Annotated in this window: 18 protein-coding genes; 9 read left to right on the top strand and 9 right to left on the bottom strand. The window is 59.9% G+C overall.

The genetic code is table 11. The annotated features are described in order from the left end of the window. Nucleotides 1-7: 7 nt before the first annotated feature. Genes N5D61_RS08655 through N5D61_RS08675 form a run of 5 tightly spaced genes read right to left on the bottom strand, consistent with a single transcriptional unit; the run spans nt 8 to nt 5,576 of the window. Complete coding sequence (locus N5D61_RS08655) at nt 8-1,060, bottom strand: MoxR family ATPase (protein ID WP_279892053.1); 1,053 nt, start codon at nt 1,058-1,060, stop codon at nt 8-10. Continuing rightward, nucleotides 1,057-2,277, bottom strand: a complete 1,221-nt coding sequence (locus N5D61_RS08660; protein ID WP_279892055.1) for a DUF4350 domain-containing protein — start codon at nt 2,275-2,277, stop codon at nt 1,057-1,059. The genes N5D61_RS08655 and N5D61_RS08660 overlap by 4 nt, the downstream gene beginning before the upstream one ends. Beyond that, a complete protein-coding gene (locus N5D61_RS08665; RefSeq protein ID WP_279892057.1) occupies nt 2,274-3,875 on the bottom strand; it encodes a DUF4129 domain-containing protein in 1,602 nt (533 codons plus the stop codon). The genes N5D61_RS08660 and N5D61_RS08665 overlap by 4 nt, the downstream gene beginning before the upstream one ends. Then, complete coding sequence (locus N5D61_RS08670; protein ID WP_279892059.1) at nt 3,862-4,842, bottom strand: stage II sporulation protein M; 981 nt, start codon at nt 4,840-4,842, stop codon at nt 3,862-3,864. The genes N5D61_RS08665 and N5D61_RS08670 overlap by 14 nt, the downstream gene beginning before the upstream one ends. After that, complete coding sequence (locus tag N5D61_RS08675; protein WP_279892061.1) at nt 4,839-5,576, bottom strand: RDD family protein; 738 nt, start codon at nt 5,574-5,576, stop codon at nt 4,839-4,841. The genes N5D61_RS08670 and N5D61_RS08675 overlap by 4 nt, the downstream gene beginning before the upstream one ends. 183 nt (nt 5,577-5,759) lie before the next feature. Between N5D61_RS08675 and sbcB the strand changes: the two genes are divergently transcribed. Further along, a complete protein-coding gene (gene sbcB, locus N5D61_RS08680; RefSeq protein WP_279892064.1) occupies nt 5,760-7,190 on the top strand; it encodes an exodeoxyribonuclease I in 1,431 nt (476 codons plus the stop codon). A gap of 102 nt (nt 7,191-7,292) precedes the next feature. Here sbcB and mvaT read toward each other — a convergent pair whose 3' ends face one another. Continuing rightward, nucleotides 7,293-7,670, bottom strand: a complete 378-nt coding sequence (gene mvaT / locus N5D61_RS08685; protein WP_108236984.1) for a histone-like nucleoid-structuring protein MvaT — start codon at nt 7,668-7,670, stop codon at nt 7,293-7,295. 342 nt (nt 7,671-8,012) lie between these two features. Here mvaT and purU point away from each other — a divergent pair, with 342 nt between their 5' ends. Further along, a complete protein-coding gene (gene purU / locus N5D61_RS08690; RefSeq protein WP_108236985.1) occupies nt 8,013-8,864 on the top strand; it encodes a formyltetrahydrofolate deformylase in 852 nt (283 codons plus the stop codon). 161 nt (nt 8,865-9,025) lie between these two features. Then, the gene (locus N5D61_RS08695) at nt 9,026-9,208 is read left to right on the top strand and encodes a hypothetical protein (RefSeq protein ID WP_108236986.1); all 183 of its coding nucleotides are present in this window, start codon (nt 9,026-9,028) and stop codon (nt 9,206-9,208) included. Here the strand turns inward: N5D61_RS08695 and N5D61_RS08700 are convergent. Beyond that, on the bottom strand, nt 9,185-10,180 hold the full coding sequence (locus N5D61_RS08700; protein WP_279892068.1) for a lysylphosphatidylglycerol synthase transmembrane domain-containing protein: 996 nt from the start codon (nt 10,178-10,180) through the stop codon (nt 9,185-9,187). The two genes, N5D61_RS08695 and N5D61_RS08700, sit on opposite strands and share 24 nt — an antisense overlap. A gap of 288 nt (nt 10,181-10,468) precedes the next feature. On the opposite strand from N5D61_RS08700, the gene N5D61_RS08705 reads away from it, so the two are divergent. Further along, entirely contained in the window at nt 10,469-11,959 is a 1,491-nt protein-coding gene (locus tag N5D61_RS08705) for a helicase HerA-like domain-containing protein (protein ID WP_108236988.1), read from the top strand. Between the two features lie 70 nt (nt 11,960-12,029). Here the strand turns inward: N5D61_RS08705 and N5D61_RS08710 are convergent, their stop codons facing one another. Further along, nucleotides 12,030-13,502 carry an inorganic phosphate transporter gene (locus tag N5D61_RS08710; protein ID WP_108236989.1) on the bottom strand — a complete coding sequence of 491 codons (1,473 nt, stop codon included), beginning with the start codon at nt 13,500-13,502 and terminating at the stop codon, nt 12,030-12,032. A gap of 193 nt (nt 13,503-13,695) precedes the next feature. Then, entirely contained in the window at nt 13,696-13,893 is a 198-nt protein-coding gene (locus tag N5D61_RS08715; RefSeq protein ID WP_108236990.1) for a hypothetical protein, read from the bottom strand. 812 nt (nt 13,894-14,705) lie between these two features. Between N5D61_RS08715 and pcaR the strand changes: the two genes are divergently transcribed. The 5 genes from pcaR to N5D61_RS08740 all read left to right on the top strand — a co-directional run. After that, nucleotides 14,706-15,548, top strand: a complete 843-nt coding sequence (pcaR, locus tag N5D61_RS08720; protein WP_108237047.1) for a pca regulon transcriptional regulator PcaR — start codon at nt 14,706-14,708, stop codon at nt 15,546-15,548. 166 nt (nt 15,549-15,714) lie between these two features. Beyond that, nucleotides 15,715-16,572 (top strand): CoA transferase subunit A, encoded by an 858-nt coding sequence (locus N5D61_RS08725; RefSeq protein ID WP_279892072.1) that lies wholly within the window; start codon nt 15,715-15,717, stop codon nt 16,570-16,572. Further along, a complete protein-coding gene (locus N5D61_RS08730) occupies nt 16,569-17,351 on the top strand; it encodes a CoA-transferase subunit beta (RefSeq protein ID WP_177411032.1) in 783 nt (260 codons plus the stop codon). The genes N5D61_RS08725 and N5D61_RS08730 overlap by 4 nt, the downstream gene beginning before the upstream one ends. Continuing rightward, entirely contained in the window at nt 17,348-18,550 is a 1,203-nt protein-coding gene (gene pcaF / locus N5D61_RS08735; protein WP_177411033.1) for a 3-oxoadipyl-CoA thiolase, read from the top strand. The genes N5D61_RS08730 and pcaF overlap by 4 nt, the downstream gene beginning before the upstream one ends. A 176-nt stretch (nt 18,551-18,726) precedes the next feature. Further along, on the top strand, nt 18,727-19,987 hold a 1,261-nt coding region (locus tag N5D61_RS08740; protein ID WP_279892075.1), incomplete at its 3' end, for an MFS family transporter.

The raw sequence follows: 19,987 nt of genomic DNA on the forward strand, positions 1-19,987 counted from the left end.
CGTTGGGTCATTGACGCGGCGCCGGGACCTGATCGATCAGTTGCTTGAGCACCTGATCGACCGACAGCCCTTCGAGGTCCAATTCAGGCGAAAGGCGAACGCGGTGGCGCAGCACGGCCAGTGCGCAGCCCTTGATGTCATCGGGTGTCACGAAGTCCCCGCCGCGCAGCAGCGCGCGAGCACGACCACCACGCACCAGCGCGATGGAGGCCCGCGGGCCTGCTCCCCAAGCCAGGCCCGAACCGCTGCGAGTGGCGCGAGCAAGGCGTACGGCGTAGTCGAGTACCTGGTCGTCCACCGGCAGCTCACTGGCGATACGTTGCAGGGCCTGGACGTCTTTGGCGGTCATCAGGGTGCGCAACGGCTGGACGTCGAGCATGTCCGAGCGCGTCGAGCGAGTCACCTGCCGCACGATCTCCAGTTCCTGATCTGCCTGGGGGTAGTCCATGCGCACCTTGAGCATGAAGCGGTCCAGTTCAGCCTCTGGCAGGGGGTAGGTGCCTTCCTGCTCGATCGGGTTTTGCGTCGCCAGAACCATGAAGGGTTGAGGGACTGGCAGCGCCCGTCCTTCGAGGGTCACTTGCCGTTCCTGCATGGCCTCCAGAAGCGCAGCCTGAGTTTTTGCCGGGGCGCGGTTGATTTCGTCGGCGAGCAGCAGGTGGGTGAACAGCGGCCCTTTACGCAGCTTGAACTGTTCGCTCTGCATCTCATAGACGGCGTGCCCGGTGACATCGCTGGGCATCAGGTCCGGGGTGAACTGGATGCGCGCGAACTCACCACCGAAACAGCGGGCGAGGGCGCGAACCAGCAACGTTTTGCCGAGGCCCGGAACCCCTTCTAGCAAAACGTGGCCGCCACCGATCAGTGCGGTGAGCACATCGTCGATGACCGCAGCCTGACCGATCACGGCCTTTTGCAATTCATGACGCACGGCCTGCGCCAAGTGGATCGCCCGGTGACGTTGTTCGGTCGCACGGCTCGCTGCTTCCGGCGGGGTAGACCGTTCGATGGCTGTTTCGCCGTCCGAGACGCTCGAAGGGGTCAGTGGATGATCGCTCATGCTAAGGCATTCCTGAGACGTTGCAGGTAGGCAACCTGCCGGGTGAATTCGATGTTCGAGACGCGCTCGTCCAGGCGCGGTCGCAAGGCGCGCCCTATATCGCGGGTGGATTGGCCTGTCATTCGGGCCAATATCTGCCATTGCTCCGTAACCGGCAGTTGGTCGAAACCCGGCTGACGTTGGCGGGCGCAGCGCAGAATGTCTTGCTGCAGCGCGCGCAGCATCGCTTGGTGGCCTTGACGCCTCAGCATGAAATCGGCGCTCGCCCGCAGGTGTTCGCTCAATTGCCGCCGCGCCTGAGGAGGCAATGGCTGCAGGGCGCCCTGACGCATGCCGTTGTGCCACAGAACAGCGCCGATCAGCAACGCGAGGGCAAAGAGGGCCTGCGGGAAGTACTTCCATACCAGCGCGGGCAGATCCTCGTGCGGGGTGCGCAGAAGCAGGGTGACGTCACTGTCTTGGCTGAGATACCACAAGAGCCAGGCGTTGTCGTATTTGCCGATGGCCTGAGTCTTCCACAGATCGGCGTCCGTCAGCACCGTGATCAACCCCTTGCCATACATCATTTGCAGCAGGTGAGTCGCATCAGCGCTGTTGGCCCAAGACTGTGCCTGGTTTTCCGGGTCATCCAGATGAAACGCAGGGTCGAAACTCATGTAGGCCGGATCTGTCTCGTTCTCGACATAAAGGCGGGTCAGTTCGGGCCAGGGGGTTGTAGGGGGCTCGACCTCAGGCGCGGTTAGCGGGATCACCGGTTGATTCAGCATTCGTTCGCGCTGCTTGTCCTGTTCGCGCACGTCGTGCGTCAAGTACTGGCGGATCTGCAACTGGTCGAGCAGCAGATCGCCGCTACGACCTTTCTTTTCATCCCAGAGCTGTTCGGCAACGAACAATAGCCGTCCGCCTGCCCGTGTCCAGTCAAGCAGGCGGCGAACGTCGCTCGGGGTCATCTTTTCCCGGCTACCCAGTAACATCAAGGTTTGCGGTTGCGAGCCTGTCTGAGGGAGCGAACCGAGGGTCTGGGTGGTGGTGACATGAATCCCGCGCTGCCGTAGAAACGTTTCGGCAGCCAGATAAGGATTGGCTCTTACTTCGGGCGAGGGACCCTGGTCGACAACTTCCTGATAGCGTTCCAGGCGGTTGAGCAGGGGCGCGCTGGCCGTTGCCAGGCCGAGCATGAGCAAGGCGATCACCAGAATCCAAGTCCGACGGCTCATGTTCGCGGCTCTCCAGCGAACAGGCGTCGCCAGTCGTCGCAAAGCGATCTCAGCACCTCGACAGCGGGCAGGCGGTGACCATAGGCCAGACTCTGCCAGTGCTGGGTGAGTGCGTGGCTGTACGCCAACAGCGCCGGTTGGTTCAACTGCGCGGTATATTCCAGCACCTGCCCTTCGGTGTCGGAGGCTTTCAGCGGCAACTGATAGTCGGTCAGCAGACGGCTGAGCAGGGCGCGATAGAGCAGACTCAGGGACTCCCGGGGTGAACGCTCCCAGAGGCGTTCGGCCGCAGCCGCGACATCCTCCGGCAGCGTTTCTGCGCTCACTTGCAAGCCAAATAATTGTTGAGGCGCAGCGTGTTTCGTTGGAGAAGCGGCTTCGTTACGGCCGACGAATGCGCCGAACCAGGCGCGTCGGCGCCAGATCACCCAACCCACGATCAAGACGATGAGGCCCCAGAGCAGGGCCTCGAACACGGTGGACAACGCCTTGCCGAGGTTAAGCATGCCCACGATCAGTTTCGCCAGCCATTGGGGCGTGTCGTTGGTTTTCCCCGCGCCAGCCACCTGCCTTTGCTCGGCCAGGCGCCAGCCCGCAACGGTCTTCGGATTTTTGAATGGCGGGCTTTCGAGCAGGCCTTTGATCGCGCTGCGCGACGCTGTGCTCGTCAGTGGTTGGGCAAGCAGGCGTGGCGAGGAAGGGCCCGCAACCTCATCCTCCGTTTGCGGAAGGTCCAAAGGGGGCAGTGGGCAGCTGTAGTGCGAGGTGTCCGGGAGGTCGTCCGCCATGACGGGGTGTGGCGAGACACTCAGCACGAGCAGGGCGCTTACCCACACGGCATAAGCGCTGCCGATCGCGCGCTGGCGCAGTCGCCGGAAGGCGAGTTCGATATCCCAGGCTTCCAGCGTGGTACGACGATTAAGGTAAAGCGAAAATCCCGCCGCAACGTAGACCGGCCCCCAAATCACCAGTACCAACGCGTAGAAGCCATTGGTCAGGTGCTCCAGCCAATTCCAGCTGCCATCCTCCGACAACAGGCTGTGCCACGACCAGTCGAGCGCGACCTGCTCCGGAATCAATGCGTAGACCAACAGCATCAGGGCAGCCCAGAAGCTCGTTTCCAAGGTGCCGCCCATCGAGGTGAGGCATCTCGCAACCCACAGGTTCCTCCGACCGAGCAGTCCGATACGTTGCGCACGCAACATCCCGTCCAGACCTTCCAGTTGCTGCACCGGCAAGTTGAAACTGCGGCTGAGGCTCAAGCGGCGCCAGGTCAGGCTGGCCAGCAACTGAGGCGGTAGCGCCCGAGCCCACGCCATGAGGGACCTCTTGAGAGTGGGCGGCTCGCCGAACAGCGCCTGCGAGAGAATAACCAGCGGCAGGCGCTCGAAGACGGGCTTCAGCCACCAGAACAGAAGCACTGCCAGGGTCGGGTATTCCCATAGCACTGCGCTCAGCAGAGCGAACGTGGGCAGTGTCACCAACGCCCAACTGGTCATCAACAAACGCCGATGTCGTTGTGCAAGCAGGACCCCGAGATCGACAGCTTCCCAGGGATTGCGTGGGCGTATCGCCACGTTGGCTTCAGTCAGGCGCATGGGTGATGCGTCCCGCGAACATCAGGTAGGCGGCCACCAGCGCCCATAACATTGCGCCCACCCCATACTTGGTGGTCGGCTGCGGCCAGGTCATCGACGACCAGTAAGCTTCCAGGAAGGCGGCAATCGTCAGGAACAGGATGACGCCACCGATCAGGCGCACGCTGGTGCGGGCGGCGCGTTTCAGGGCTTCGCTCCGTCGCAGAGGGCCTGGCGCGACCAACGCCCATCCCAGCTTCAGGCCCGCGGCCCCGGCGAGGACAATCGCTGTCAGTTCGAAGGCACCATGGCCGATCACGAATGGCCAAAAGGTTTCGCCAAAGCCCGCGTTGGTCAGGTGACCGGCGACTGCGCCGATCGTCAATCCGTTGAACAGCAGAAAGAACAGACTGCCCAGGCCGAACAGCAGCCCGCTGGCGAAGGTCTGAAAGGCGATGCCGATGTTATGCATGATGTAATAGCCGAACATCAGCCCATCCGTGCTCGACTCCCGTTCGGGCGCCAGGCCGATGCGCCTGGCTGCGGGGTCGTACATGCTTTCCATTTCGCCCACCTGCGCCGGACTGACGACGCTGTAGATCAGGTCCGGATAGCCATGCACCAGCAGGCCCATGATGAGCAGGCTGCCGAAGAACAGCAGGCTCGAGAACGCCACCAGGCGCCACTCGGCGCGTACCAGCCGAGGAAACCCAGCGAGCACGAACATCAGCAATTGAGCGCCCATTTGGCTACGGTGACGATACAGCTGTTGGTGGCCACGCATGGCCAACTGCTGCAATGCGTCGACGAGGTGGCTGCTGTATCCGCGCTCGTGGGCCAGCGCCAGGTGCTGGCAGATCTGGCGATAATCTTCGGCGAAGCCTTTGCCTGCTTCGCTCAGGTGACGACTGCGCTCCAACAGGGCCAGGCGCTCGGCAAAGCGTGCCCATCCAGCTTGATGGCGTCGTTCGAACTGGCGCTGTTTCATGTCGAGCCTGCCAGCCCGCGGGCGATGCCGTGCAACTGGTCGACAGCGTGCTGAGGGGTCGCCCCGACGGGCAATTGCAGGGAAGTCGCGAGAAGTGCTGCCAACTCCTGCGCTCGCGCGGGCGCCAGCGTGTGTTGGCGCTCGGCAAAGGCCAGCACCGCGCGCTGCTCATCGAGTGTCAGAGGCAGTGGGCAGGTGAGGGGGGCGCCGTCCGGTACCTCAGGGCGAGGCACGGGCATCTCGCGGTAGATCACCAGGGTGCCCGCGGCCAGGTCTCCCAGCCGTTTGAACAGCGGATGTTGAAGACAGACGAAGGCGCCCACGCTATAGCCGAACGGCAGCATGTCGATGAAGCGCAGCAGGTTGCGCAGCAGAGAGGCTGACCAGCCTACCGGCGTTCCATCCTCATGCACCACCCGCAGCCCCATGATTTGCTTGCCTGGTGTGCGCCCCTGATGCAGTACTTCAAACAGGACCATGTACCACCAGTTGGTGAGGAACAGGACTATCGCGAAAAGGCCGACCCCGAACTCACCGAGGGCGTTGAGGACGAAGAACAGCGCGACCAGCAGCGCACCGCGGATGGCCAGGTCGATGGTGAACGCCAGTGACCGGGACAGCAGCCCCGCCGGGCGCAGCAGCAAATCGATGCCTTCCGGTGTTTCCATGCGGATGCGGGTGTCCAATGGAGCAGGCGATGCGGCGTTCCTTTGCCAGGCTTGCGAGGGGGACATGGTCGGGTGAGGTACGCCTGAAAATAAAGTTTGATGCTAGCCATGGGATGAAAGCTAAGCAACCGGATGATTCCGAACCGAGGTGTGGGAAACGTCTTCAAACACTTTCCTCAATCACTCGCGCAATCTGGGCTCCGGTTTCCATCTGGTAGACTGCGCGGGACTCAAGCTCAGGATCTGCCCGTGACTTCCAGCATCTTCTGGTACGACTACGAAACCACCGGTATCAATCCTCGCAATGATCGACCGCTTCAGGTTGCGGGCATTCGAACGGATGACCAGCTCAACGAAATCGGTGAACCGATCAACCTCTATTGTCAGCCCAGTGATGACATCCTGCCTCACCCGGCAGCGTGTCTGGTCACAGGTATCACGCCTGCGCGGCTGGCCGAAAAGGGCCTGTGCGAAGCGGATTTCATGACCCGCGTCCACACCCAACTGGCGTTGCCTGGCACCTGCGGTGCGGGCTACAACACCCTGCGTTTCGACGACGAGATGACGCGCTACAGCTTGTACCGAAACTTCTTCGACCCTTACGGTCGGGAATGGCAGGGGGGCAACAGCCGTTGGGATCTGATCGATGTTGTGCGCACGGCCTATGCATTGCGGCCTGAAGGCATTGTCTGGCCGGAAGAAGACGGGCGAGTGACGCTCAAGCTGGAGCGATTGACGGCTGCCAATGGCATCGATCATGGGCAGGCTCACGATGCACTTTCCGATGTGCGTGCAACGATTGCATTGGCGCGCTTGATCCGGGAAAAACAACCCAAGCTGTACGATTATCTTTTTCAGCTTCGCAATAAACACAAGGTTCAAGAACAGATCCGTTTGCTGCAGCCGCTCGCTCATATATCCGGGCGCTTTTCGGCCGCGCGAAGTTATTTGAGCGTGGTTCTGCCGCTGGCGTGGCACCCCACCAACCGTAATGCGCTGATTGTCTGCGATCTGTTTCATGATCACAGCCCCTTACTGGAAGAAGAGGCGCACACCCTGCGCCAGCGCTTATATACGCGCCGCGAAGATTTGCTCGAGGGTCAGTTGCCGATCCCGCTCAAACTTCTCCATATAAACAAATGCCCGGTCGTCACACCGTTAAGCGTCTTACGTGAGGAGGATCGCCAGCGGCTTCAACTGGATATGGAGGTTTATAAGGCGCGCGCCCGCGATCTGAGCGAGGGTCAGATGATTTGGCAGGATAAGTTGCAGACGGTATACGCGGCCGAAGAATTTCCGGTCACGGAGGACCCGGAACAGCAGTTATATGATGGATTTATTAACGATCGTGACCGCCGCCTTTGCGAACAGGTGCGTCTGGCTGAGCCGCACCAGTTGGCAACCGCTGCATGGCCTTTTGATGATCCACGTCTGCCGGAATTGCTGTTTCGCTACCGAGCTAGAAACTTCGCGGAAACCCTCAGTGAAGTTGAGCAGCAGCGCTGGTCGAGTTTTTGTCGCCAACGGTTGACCGATCCTCAGGCTGGGGCGCCGAACACCTTGAAGGCTTTCACCAAGGCGCTGATAGGGCTGTCGCTTAAAGCGAAACCAGAGCAGTTGAAAGTCTTGGCGCAGTGGCAGGATTATTCGCTGCAGTTGCAGCAGCGTCTCGGGTTGTAAGCCATCACCTTCGAAGTCGACGCAATAAAAAACGCCAGCAATCGCTGGCGTTTTTTCAGGTCGCATATCAATGTACAACCGCGCTTGCAACGCCTTGGCTAGTTAGCCCAGCAGTGTGGACCAGCTCTCTACCTCGTCACCGCCCCACTTGGCTTTCCACTCTTTGAGCGTCTTGTGGTTGCCGCCTTTGGTTTCGATGATTTCACCGTTGTGCGGGTTCTTGTATTGCTTGACCTTGCGCGCACGTTTGGTGCCGGTAGTTTTGACGGCGGCGCCACGCGGTGCCTTGACCTTGGCATCCGGGTCCAGCAGCGCAATGATGTCGCGCAGGGACTTTTGGTACTCGCCCATCAGTGAACGCAGCTTGCCTTCAAACTCAAGTTCTTTTTGCAGCTTGTCGTCTTGTTGCAGGTTTTGCAGGCGAGCCTGCAATTCTTTGATGGCTTCTTCCGTGGCGCGGTATTCGTTGATCAGAGACATGAGGGCTACCTGTGTTGGGATGAGCAGGGTGTAATGACGCAATAATAGTCACAGTATTTGCGCAAGTAAACATTTAAGAAAAGTTTTATTCGTAGCATTTTGAAATAGCGCCAACATACCTAGCCCCCCAACTACGGTTTTTGGGCCGTGGGCATAAAAGTGGCGGGCAACAAGTTTTTTCCCGGCGGTGTTCGACACACCATTCTGGCGTCGAAACAGGGGGGCATTACCGCTGATCGGATCCTTTTCCAGGCGAAGGCGAAATCCGCGTGAACCGCATACTGCACGGGCGCCGACTTATCGTTAGAATAGCCGCCTTTGCGAAGTTCTGGAGTTCCCTCAATGCGCACTTTTCGTCTGGTGATCGCCTGCCCGGACCGTGTTGGTATCGTTGCCAAAGTCAGTAACTTTCTGGCGTCGTACAACGGCTGGATCACGGAAGCCAGTCATCACTCTGACAACCTCAGTGGCTGGTTTTTCATGCGGCATGAAATCCGCGCCGATACCTTGCCTTTCGACCTTGAAGGCTTCCGCGCGGCGTTCGCACCCATCGCCGAAGAATTCTCCATGGACTGGCGCATCACCGACTCCGCTCAGAAGAAACGCGTGGTGCTCATGGCCAGCCGTGAATCGCACTGTCTCGCCGATTTGCTGCATCGTTGGCACAGCGATGAACTGGACTGCGAAATTGCCTGCGTGATTTCCAACCACCAAGACCTGCGCAGTATGGTCGAGTGGCACGACATTCCTTATTACCACGTCCCGGTCGATCCGAAAGACAAGGAGCCGGCATTTGCCGAGGTTTCTCGGCTGGTCAAGCAACACCAGGCCGATGTCGTGGTACTGGCGCGCTACATGCAGATTCTGCCGCCTCAACTGTGCCGGGAATATGCGCATCAAGTCATCAACATCCACCACAGTTTCCTGCCATCGTTCGTAGGGGCCAAGCCTTATCATCAGGCGTCGTTGCGCGGCGTCAAGCTGATCGGTGCGACCTGTCACTACGTGACCGAAGAGTTGGATGCCGGTCCGATCATCGAGCAGGACGTGGTGCGCGTCAGTCACCGCGATAGCATCGAAAACATGGTGCGTTTCGGTCGTGACGTCGAGAAGATGGTGCTGGCACGCGGGTTGCGGGCGCATCTGGAGGACCGTGTCCTGGTGCATGACAACAAGACCGTGGTCTTCGACTGATCCCCTGTTCGTCTGGCGGTGTCTGACGCCGCCAGCTCGTCATGCGGCGCTTGATGCTGCGCCATACCTTTTGCCGAACCCACGCTTTGAAACGGCTCGGGTCAGTGTGCGAGAGTGCGCATTCGCCTGTTCGCCAATGCAGCCTTCGAAGGTCCGTTCCAATGGCCAACCCACTCGATAAAGCTACGTCCAAAGCTCCGCCGACGTTGGGCGAGGGCTGCCTTGCGCGTTACGACCCCGACGCGTTGTCTGCTGAAGATGGCACTGAGTTCGAAGGCGCTGCGCAGCTGTGGAAGGAATTGACGTCCACGGAGGAAGAATCATCCAGCCCTGACCCGCAATAGCTTCATCAGCAGCGGCTTGCCGACCAGCAGCAGAAAGACCGGGCCGCCCGCGACCAGATAGAAGTAATAGGTCACGATCCGCCAAATCAGAATCGCCGCGGCTGCGGTTGATTTCCCCACCATCGGAGCCAGCAACGCAGCCGACGTCAGCTCTGCAGCCCCTGCGCCGCCGGGAGACAGGCTGAACTGGCCTGCGCTCAGCGACAGCATTTGCACCAGAAACGTCCAGGCCCAATCGATGTCGACCCCAAGCCCTCGCAAGGCCAGGTACATCACGCTGTAGCGCAGCCCCCAATGCACGCAGGTCAATGCAAACACCTTGAGCAAAATGCGATGAGGCATTTTCCAGGTTTCAGCCAAGGCGTCGCGAAAGTGCAGGAGTTTGCGGGCCCAGCGAATTCGCGTGGTGTTCTTGCGCCGCAAACGGGTTAACAGCTTGCCATTGAACAAGATGATTCGGCGGTGAAAACGGGCGAAACCCGCACAGGCGCATAAGCCAGCACCGATCAACAGCGCGCTGGCGATGAGCATCCACTCCAGGTTTTCACTGAGCTGATGGAAGACCGCGTAAATCAGGATCCCGATCAGGGCGAGCAGGAAAAACACCAGATCATTAAGTTGATCGGTGGCGAACGCGGCGGTGCTTTTTGCCGGGCCGATTCCGCAGCGAGAGAGCAACGCGACCAGGGTCAGCGGAGCGCCACTGCCTCCGGGCGTTGCGCTGTACGCAAACTCCGTGGCCATGACGATACCCAGGCTTTTGCGCATGCCGACCCCCGCAGCACTTTCCCCCAGCAGCAAGCGCAGGCGCATGGTGTTCGCGCACCATCCTACGAGCACCATGCCAAACATTGCGCCCAGCAAGGCCAGAGGGAAATTGCGCAGCCGATGAAACACTTCAGTGCCGCCCATGAAAAATGGGATCAGTAGCGCGACCAGCAGGATGACGCCGAGCCAGGCGAGGCGTTTCACGCGAACAATCCGCTATTGAGCGAGAGGGCGGGGGCGGTGGTCAGAAGGTCATTGCGGGTCGACACGATGGAAAGGGCTCTCGGTGGATGGGTTCAAAACGGCTTGCGTCGTGAATTGACCCTGTTTGGCGACAGGTGTTCGTCTGTCCGCAACGGTGGGGTCGCGCTGGCCGCGTTAAGCTAGAGTGAAGGGGCTGACTCAGCTTGGCAATGCTCGATGCAGGCAGGGGCGAGTGGTTTCCCCCCTGCCTTTGAATGAAAAATGCCCCATTGAACCAAAGGTAAAGACATGGCGGATTCACAACAGATGCTGATAGGTGCCGGACCGGATGGCCAGCCGGTCGGCCAGACGCTCAGGCTGGGCAACCGCCACGGCCTGGTCGCAGGCGCAACGGGCACAGGTAAGACAGTCACCCTGCAACGCTTGGCCGAGTTATTCAGTGATGCCGGGGTAGCCGTGTTCGCCGCCGACATCAAAGGCGATCTGTGCGGGCTCGGGGCTGCGGGCAATCCCCAGGGCAAGGTCGCTGAACGCATTGCCGGGATGCCGTGGTTGCACTACACCCCCCAAGCCTATCCTGTGACGCTTTGGGATGTTTATGGACAGTCCGGCCATCCCTTGCGGACAACGTTGTCGGAAATGGGGCCCTTGCTCCTCGGAAGTCTGCTCGAGCTCACCGACAGTCAACAATCGGCGCTGTACGCCGCCTTCAAGGTGGCCGATCGCGAGGGTTTGCTGCTACTCGACATCAAGGACCTGAAGGCGCTGCTCAATTATCTGCGCGACCATCCCCAGGCGTTGGGCGAAGACAGTGCCCTGATGACCACTGGCTCCAGCCAAGCGCTATTGCGACGTCTGGCCGTTCTGGAGCAGCAGGGCGCGGAGGCTTTGTTCGGTGAACCAGCCCTGCAATTGGAGGACATCCTGCAACCGGCGAGCGATGGGCGAGGGCGGATTCATCTGCTCGATGCCAGTCGGCTGGTGCATGAGGCGCCGAAGGTCTATGCGACCTTTCTGCTCTGGTTGCTGGCGGAACTCTTCGAGCAATTGCCCGAGCGTGGCGACGCGGACAAACCGTTGCTGGCGCTGTTCTTCGATGAGGCCCATCTGTTGTTCGCGGATACTCCCAAAGCGTTACAGGATCGCCTCGAGCAGGTGGTCCGCCTGGTGCGTTCCAAAGGCGTTGGCGTGTATTTCGTCACCCAGTCGCCAAGCGATCTACCCGATAACGTGTTGGCGCAGCTTGGCTTGCGCATTCAGCATGGCCTGCGGGCGTTTACCAGCAAAGAGCAGAAGTCACTCAAAGCGGTGGCGGATGGTTTTCGGCCCAACCCAGCCTTTGATGCGCTGACCGTGTTGACCGAACTGGGCATCGGTGAGGCGCTGGTGGGCACGCTCCAGGACAAGGGCACGCCGGAAATGGTCAGGCGTGTGCTGGTGGCACCGCCGCAATCCCGAATCGGACCGCTGACGGTCAATGAGCGGTCGGCACTGCTCGCTCAGTCTCCGCTGGCGGGGCGTTATGACAAGGCGGTTGACCGTGAGTCTGCCTATGAGATGCTTCTCGCCCGTAAAGGCGCAGCACCCGAGGGCGCTGAAGAATCTGCCGCTGCAGAAAAAAACGAAGGCGGTCTTGCGGACCTCGCGGGCGGCTTTCTCGGCAGCCTGGCGGGGCAGGCAGTCAAAAGTGCGGTGCGCCAGGCGGCCAACCAGATCGGCCGGGAGTTGGTGCGTGGCTTGATGGGGTCACTGCTGGGTAACGGCAAAAAGCGACGTTGAGCGCTGGAGCCTCCAAAACGAAAATGCCCACGGGTCAGGTGGGCATTTTCATTTCAATCGAATTGCCGAGTCACACAAGCGCCTTGGAAGCCAGCCAGAACAGGGCGGCGGAGAGGGCGACCGTGGCCGGCAGCGTCAGCACCCAGGCCAGCAGGATGTTGCGAACGGTGCCGCCTTGCAAGCCGCTCTTGTTGGCAACCATCGTGCCTGCTACACCCGAGGACAGGATGTGGGTGGTGGAGACCGGCAGACTGAACACGTTGGCCAGTGCGATGGCGCTGGCAGTGGTGATCTGCGCCGACATACCTTGTGCGTAGGTCATCCCCTGCTTGCCGATTTTTTCGCCGATGGTCAGGACCACGCGCTTCCAGCCGACCATGGTGCCGATACCCAACGCCAGTGCCACGGCCAGAATCACCCAGAACGGGGCGTATTCGGTGGTAGCGGTCAGGTCTTTGCGCAGTTTTTCCAGGTCGGATTTTTCACGGGCGTCCAGCGCCGGCAGTTTCCCGACCTTGCGTGCCGTGTCGTCCAGGCACAGCAGGTAGCGGCGAACTTCGATCCGGTGTTCGGCAGACAGGCTGTGATAGTCAGTGACGCCTTTCAGGTTGTTCAGCAGCGCGTCGATGGTAGGTTCGGTCTGCTCTGGATTGCAGCTGAAGTGCTCTGGCAGATCGCCGGTCGTCGATTTACCCAACGCCAGATACTCGCCCAGCGTCGCATTGTTGCGCTGATAGAACTGGCTCAGGTGCAGCGTGGCATCACGGGTGCGCTCGATCTGGTAGGTGGTCGAACTCAGGTCCAGCACGAATTGCGCCGGCACGATGCCGATCAATACCAGCATGATCAGGCCAATGCCTTTCTGACCATCATTGGAACCATGAACGAAGCTGACAGCCATTGCCGAAATCACCAGCACCAGGCGATTCCAGAACGGAGGATGCTTCTTGTCTTTGGTATTGCGGCGCTGTTCCGGCGTGTTGTGCATCTTGGACAGCGGGCGCCACGTCTTCAGCGCAATCAACGCGAGTGCCGCGACAATGAAGCCCATCAGCGGGGAAAAGACCAGCGAGGCGCCGATGTCGATTGCCTTCTGCCAGTTAACGCCTTCGCCCAGCGGGATGTGGTTGATCAGCGCGTTGGCCAGACCTACCCCCAAAATCGAACCGATCAGCGTATGAGAGCTGGAGGCGGGTATGCCGAAGTACCAGGTGCCCAGGTTCCAGGTGATTGCCGCGGCCAGCAGCGAAAACACCATGGCCAGCCCATGACCGGTATTGACGTTGATCAGCAGTTCGACCGGCAGCAGATGGACGATGGCATACGCAACGCCGACACCGCCGAGCAGTACCCCGAGAAAATTGAAGACACCCGAAAAGAATACGGCCAGGTGAGGGGGCATCGCCTTGGTGTAAATGACTGTCGCCACCGCGTTGGCGGTGTCATGAAAGCCGTTGATGAACTCGAAAGTGAGGACAAACGCCAGGGCGAGCAGCAAGCTCACAATCACCCAAGCATCCAGTCCGCTGAATAAATCGATCATGGAAGGTTTTCTGACCCGGTATTAAGGGGGCGGGATTATGACAGAAAAAAAACTAATCGATAGGCAAGCCGCCCATTGGTAGCAACCTGCAACGAAAATTTCTGCCGGTGCGCCCCATTGACTTCTTGCGAAGGAAGCCCGCAGGTCACCTGCCGACGCCTGTAGGACCGGCGTGAACCGACCGCTCGAAGGATCAGCGTTCTTCCTTGAGCTCTTCTTCCATCTTCTGCAGTTCTTGTTTGAATGCCTGATCGAGCAGGCTGGCGCGTTTGCGCCAAGGCTTGCGTTCCGGCTCTGGTTGAGCGGCGTAGGTGGTGATTTCACCACCGTAAACTTCCTTGTAGCGTTGTTCCTGGCGCTCTAGTTCTGCGCGCAGTTCATCTTTGGTCACGTTATTACCTGCAGGTGCGAGTTGTTCTGGTGATAACGCAGGTGGCAGAAGTGGCACACGCTTCGGACTTATCGCTCCAAAAGCAACGGGTATGCGATAAGTCTCTGGCGAATGTATTTGAACACTAATGTCACATGCGGCTACGCCCACCAGATCGGCAAACTGTCGTAGCCCCATTCAGTTTTTTGCCAGAAGGCTGGCGGATTGACCAAGCTTCTGGCCTGTCTATCGCCGGGCATGGCACTCGGGTAGTGCATGCGGCACGTCGATTGGATCCATCGCGAATAGAAAACTTCAAGATGGCACACGCGCCTTGGCGTTATAGCACGTCAACGAGGGGTACTATCTCGAAGAAGAACACGGGAGTCAACTGTGCCGAGCCATCCAATTTAACTTGCACGGATAAATACTGTTTTTTTGTACGAAGGTTCCGAAGTTGAAAGAACGCAAATCGTGACAGAACTTTAATATTCGAAATCTGAAGTGCAGAGACAAAAAACTGGCGACGTAATTCCACGTCGATTTGCATAGGGATAAGGGCAGCGCCCAAACGTTCGCCTTTCATCTGCGAGAGACAAAAACGGCCTTGCTACGCGCAAGGCCGTTGCCTGGGACTTCTCAGTGGGTACCTGACCAGTATTTCCAAGAAGCCACATGGTGGCGTGTGAAAGGTATAAGCAACCGCGCGATGGGTCAATTGCGATTATCGGCCAGTAGTTCGATAATCGCCCAAACCAGCCTTGCTCGTCCTGCGAAAAGAAGCGAGAGTGGCGCCATAGAAGGCCTGCGCGGCCACGACGAACGGTATGACGATGAACGATGAACTGCGTAATTCCTTTTCTTCGCTGGCTCCGCCCATCGTAGCTTCGCCGGCCAAGCGGATTCAGGCCATGACAGGTGATCCGGACTTCATGACCTCTCTGGCCCGCGGATTGGCCGTCATCCAGGCGTTCCAAGAGCGCAAACGCCACCTGACGATCGCTCAGATCAGCCACCGCACGGAGATCCCGCGGGCGGCGGTGCGCCGATGCCTGCATACCCTGATCAAGCTGGGGTATGCCACCACGGATGGACGCACTTATTCGCTACTGCCCAAGGTGTTGACCTTGGGGCACGCGTACTTGTCTTCGACGCCGTTGGCAGTTTCGTCCCAGCCGTACCTGGATCGCATGAGCAATCAGCTCCACGAGGCCTGCAACATGGCCACGCTGGAAGGCGATGACATTCTCTACATCGCGCGCTCGGCGACGACCCAGCGGCTCATTTCCGTTGACCTTGCGGTGGGCGGGCGTCTACCGGCCTATTGCACCTCGATGGGGCGAATTCTGTTGGCGGCGCTGGATGATGTTTCTTTGAAGGAATACCTGGACCACGTCGACCTCCAACCCAAGACCAGCCGCACGTTGCGGACGCCCGAAGCGCTGCTCGAATGCTTGCAACAAGTGCGGCAGCAGGGCTGGTGCATCGTCGATCAAGAGTTGGAGCAAGGGCTGCGGTCGATCGCGGTTCCGGTTTACGACGCATCGGGGCAGGTGCTTGCCGCACTCAATGTCAGCACCAGCGCCGGACGGGTGACGCGCAACGAGCTCGAGCAGAAGTTCCTGCCGATCATGCTCGATGCCAGCCGCGACCTGAGCACTCAACTCTTTACTTGAGTCGATCCGCTCTAGTGGATGAGTCAACACGCAGTAATCGTTCGATTATCGAACGGATAGTCGATTATCGAATTGTTCGGCCGTCTTCCCAGGCATAACCTGAATCACATTCCGGCGACGGTTCCCCCCGCCGCTCATCCATCGCGATGTGATACTGGAGAGCCCCATGGCTGAGATTCTTTCCCTGCACGATGCTGTGAAGCGATGTGTCAACGACGGTGACACCGTTGCACTGGAAGGCTTTACCCATCTGATTCCGACGGCCGCAGGCCATGAAATCATCCGTCAAAGAAAGAAAGACCTGACGCTGGTCAGGATGACCCCCGACTTGATCTACGACCAATTGATTGGCGCGGGCTGCGCGAAGAAGCTGATCTTCTCGTGGGGAGGGAATCCGGGCGTGGGTTCGCTGCATCGCTTGCGTGACGCCGTAGAGAAGCAATGGCCGCAGCCCATTGAGATCGAGGAACACAGCCACGCGGACCTTGCCAATGCGTACGTCGCCGGCGCCTCGGGGTTGCCTTTTGCGGTGCTGCGCGCCTATGCCGGGTCCGATTTGCCCAAGGTGAATCCGCTGATCAAGTCCGTGACGTGCCCCTTCACTGGCGAAGTGCTCGCCGCCGTACCGTCCGTTCGCCCCGATGTAACCGTGATTCATGCTCAGAAAGCCGATCGCAAGGGCAACGTGCTGCTGTGGGGCATTCTGGGGGTCCAGAAAGAGGCGGCACTCTCCGCCAGCCGTTGCATCGTGACCGTCGAAGAGATCGTCGATCGTCTCGATGCGCCTATGAACGCCTGTGTATTGCCGACCTGGGCGCTGAGCGCGGTTTGCGTGGTACCCGGGGGGGCGCATCCTTCTTACGCCCATGGCTATTACGAGCGCGACAATCGCTTTTATCAAGAATGGGACCCCATCGCGCGGGACCGCGAGGCCTTCGGCGCCTGGATCGACGAGTACATTCATGGCACCCGTGATTTCACTGAATTCCAGAGCAAGCTGGCCCGCGCTTCGGAGGCGAAATGATGACTTACACCACCAGTGAAATGATGACCGTGGCTGCAGCGCGCCGCCTGAGAAACGGGGCGGTCTGCTTCGTCGGTATCGGGTTACCTTCCAAAGCCGCCAACCTCGCGCGACTGACCTCGTCACCCGACGTCGTCTTGATCTATGAATCGGGCCCGATTGGCGCCAAGCCAGACGTACTGCCGCTTTCGATTGGCGACGGCGAACTGGCTGAAACCGCGGACACCGTAGTGTCGACCAGTGAAATCTTCAGGTACTGGCTGCAAGGCGGTCGGGTCGATGTCGGCTTTTTGGGGGCCGCCCAGGTCGATCGCTTCGGCAATATCAATACCACCGTGGTAGGCGACTACCACCAGCCCAAAGTGCGGCTGCCGGGAGCAGGGGGGGCGCCGGAGATTGCCGGGTCGGCCAAAGAGGTTCTGATCATTTTGAAGCAATCGCCTCGCACCTTCGTCAGCACACTGGACTTCGTCACTTCCGTTGGCCATGGCGAAGGCGGCGATTCGCGCAAGCGCCTGGGGCTGCCGGGGGCCGGGCCGGTCGGGATCATCACCGACTTGTGCATCATGGAGCCGGAGCCGGGCACCCATGAGTTCGTCGTCACCACGCTGCACCCAGGCGTCACGCGCGAGCAAGTGATTGAAGCCACTGGCTGGGAAGTGCGGTTCGCCGAGCAGGTCTCGATGTCCGAAGCCCCCAGTGAATATGAACTGTCTGCCTTGCGTGACCTGGAAGCGCGAACCGCTGCCGCTCACGGCCAGGCCCCGGGAGAAGCGTGATGCGTGAAGTGTTCATCTGCGACGCGATTCGCACCCCCATTGGCCGCTTCGGCGGCGCGTTGGCCACTGTGCGCGCCGACGACTTGGCCGCGTTGCCGATCAAGGCGCTGATGGCGCGCAACCCCTCGGTGAACTGGAAAGAAGTCGACGAGGTGTTTCTTGGCTGCGCCAACCAGTCCGGCGAGGACAATCGCAATGTGGCCCGCATGGCGCTGCTGTTGGCGGGCCTGCCGGAGACCGTTCCGGGCGTGACGCTGAATCGCCTGTGCGCCTCCGGGCTGGACGCCGTCGGCACAGCGTTTCGCGCCATCGCCTGCGGCGAGATGGACCTGGCGATTGCCGGAGGCGTGGAGTCGATGTCCCGTGCGCCGTTTGTGATGGGCAAGGCGGAAGCTGCATTCGGTCGTGGTCAGAAACTGGAAGACACCACCTTGGGCTGGCGTTTCGTCAACCCGCTGATGGAGAAGCAGTACGGCGTCGAAACCATGCCGCAGACGGGTGACAACGTCGCCGAAGATTTCAACGTCTCCCGTGAAGATCAGGACGCGTTCGCGTTGCGCAGCCAACAGCGTACGGCGGCGGCTCAAGCGAACGGTTACTTCGCCGAAGAGATCGTGCCGGTGCGCATCGCCCATAAAAAAGGCGAAGTGTTGGTTGATAAGGACGAACACCCCCGCGCCGATACCAGTCTAGAGGCACTGAGCAAGCTCAAACCGGTCAACGGGGCGGGTAAAACCGTCACCGCAGGCAACGCCGCAGGGCTGAACGATGGCGCGGTAGCGTTGATTCTGGCGTCGGCAGAAGCGGTCAAAAAACACGGCCTGACGCCGCGCGCCCGAGTTCTGGGGATGGCAAGCGCCGGTGTCGAGCCTCGTGTGATGGGCATAGGCCCCGTCCCGGCGGTTCGCAGATTGGTCGAACGCCTGGGGCTGGCGGTAGAGGATTTCGACGTCATCGAGCTCAACGAAGCATTCGCCAGCCAGGGCCTGGCCGTCCTGCGGGCCTTGGGCATCGCCGACGATTCGCCCAGGGTCAACCCGAACGGCGGCGCCATTTCGCTGGGGCACCCGCTGGGGATGAGCGGAGCGCGCCTGGTGCTGACGGCCTTGCACCACTTGGAAAATACCGGCGGCAGCAAAGGCTTGGTCACCCTGTGCGTCGGTGTAGGGCAGGGCCTTGCCCTGGCGATCGAGCGGTAAACGACCGGCGCCTGCCAGCCGCCCGAGCCCATGGTCGCCTCCACGAAAAGGCAACTCGTGGCTTGGGCGGTTGTCCTTGTGATGTCTAAGTGTTACTGCTTAAGTCTAAGTGTTTCAGGTTATGTCGTAGACTCACCCTTCTTGCTGGTCTTTATAAAAATATTGGGGAAACAATAATGACAACGACTCACTACACCGGAGAAGAAAGGAGCAAACGGATTTTCGCGATTGTAGGTGCCTCCTCAGGCAACCTGGTGGAATGGTTCGACTTCTATGTCTATGCCTTCTGTGCCATCTATTTCGCGCCCGCTTTCTTCCCGTCCGATGACCCAACGGTGCAACTGCTCAACACCGCCGGGGTATTCGCTGCGGGCTTTTTGATGCGTCCTATCGGGGGCTGGCTGTTCGGGCGGGTCGCCGACAAGCATGGCCGCAAGAACTCCATGATGATCTCGGTATTGATGATGTGCGGCGGCTCGCTGGTCATCGCCTGCTTGCCGACCTATGCCGCGATCGGCGCCTGGGCACCGTTCCTGTTACTCGTCGCGCGCCTGTTTCAGGGCTTGTCGGTGGGAGGGGAATACGGCACGACGGCCACCTACATGAGTGAAGTCGCCTTGCGGGGGCAGCGCGGTTTCTTTGCTTCGTTTCAGTATGTGACCCTGATTGGCGGCCAATTGCTGGCGGTGCTGACTGTGGTCATCCTGCAGCAATTTCTCAATGCCGATGAATTGAAAGCCTACGGTTGGCGGATTCCTTTCGTGGTGGGCGCCATCGCGGCGGTCATCTCGTTGTTGCTGCGTCGGTCGCTGAAAGAAACCACCACCGCCGAGGTTCGTCAGGACAAGGACGCCGGTAGCATCGGCGCTTTGTTTCGCAACCACACGGGTGCGTTCATCACGGTGCTGGGGTACACCGCGGGCGGCTCGCTGATTTTCTATACATTCACCACCTACATGCAGAAGTACCTGGTGAACACCGTGCACATGGACGCCAAGACCGCCAGCTTCATCATGACCGGCGCACTTTTTCTGTACATGTGCATGCAGCCGGTGTTCGGCGCGCTGGCGGACAAGATCGGGCGCCGCGCCTCGATGCTATGGTTTGCCGGTCTGGGGACGCTGTGCACCTTTCCGATCCTGCTGACCCTCAAAACCACCACCAGCCCGCTGGTCGCCTTCTTGCTGATCACTTTGGCACTGGCCATCGTCAGCTTCTACACCTCGATCAGCGGCCTGGTGAAAGCTGAGATGTTCCCGGTTCATGTCCGCGCCTTGGGTGTGGGCCTTGCCTATGCCGTGGCCAACGCCATCTTCGGCGGTTCTGCGGAGTTCGTTGCCCTGAGCTTCAAGAACATGGGGTCAGAGAACACCTTCTATTGGTATGTCACGGCGATGATGGCGATTGCCTTTCTCTTCAGCCTGCGCCTGCCGAAAA

Source organism: Pseudomonas sp. GD03842 (genome assembly GCF_029841165.1).
Classification (GTDB): Bacteria; Pseudomonadota; Gammaproteobacteria; order Pseudomonadales; family Pseudomonadaceae; genus Aquipseudomonas.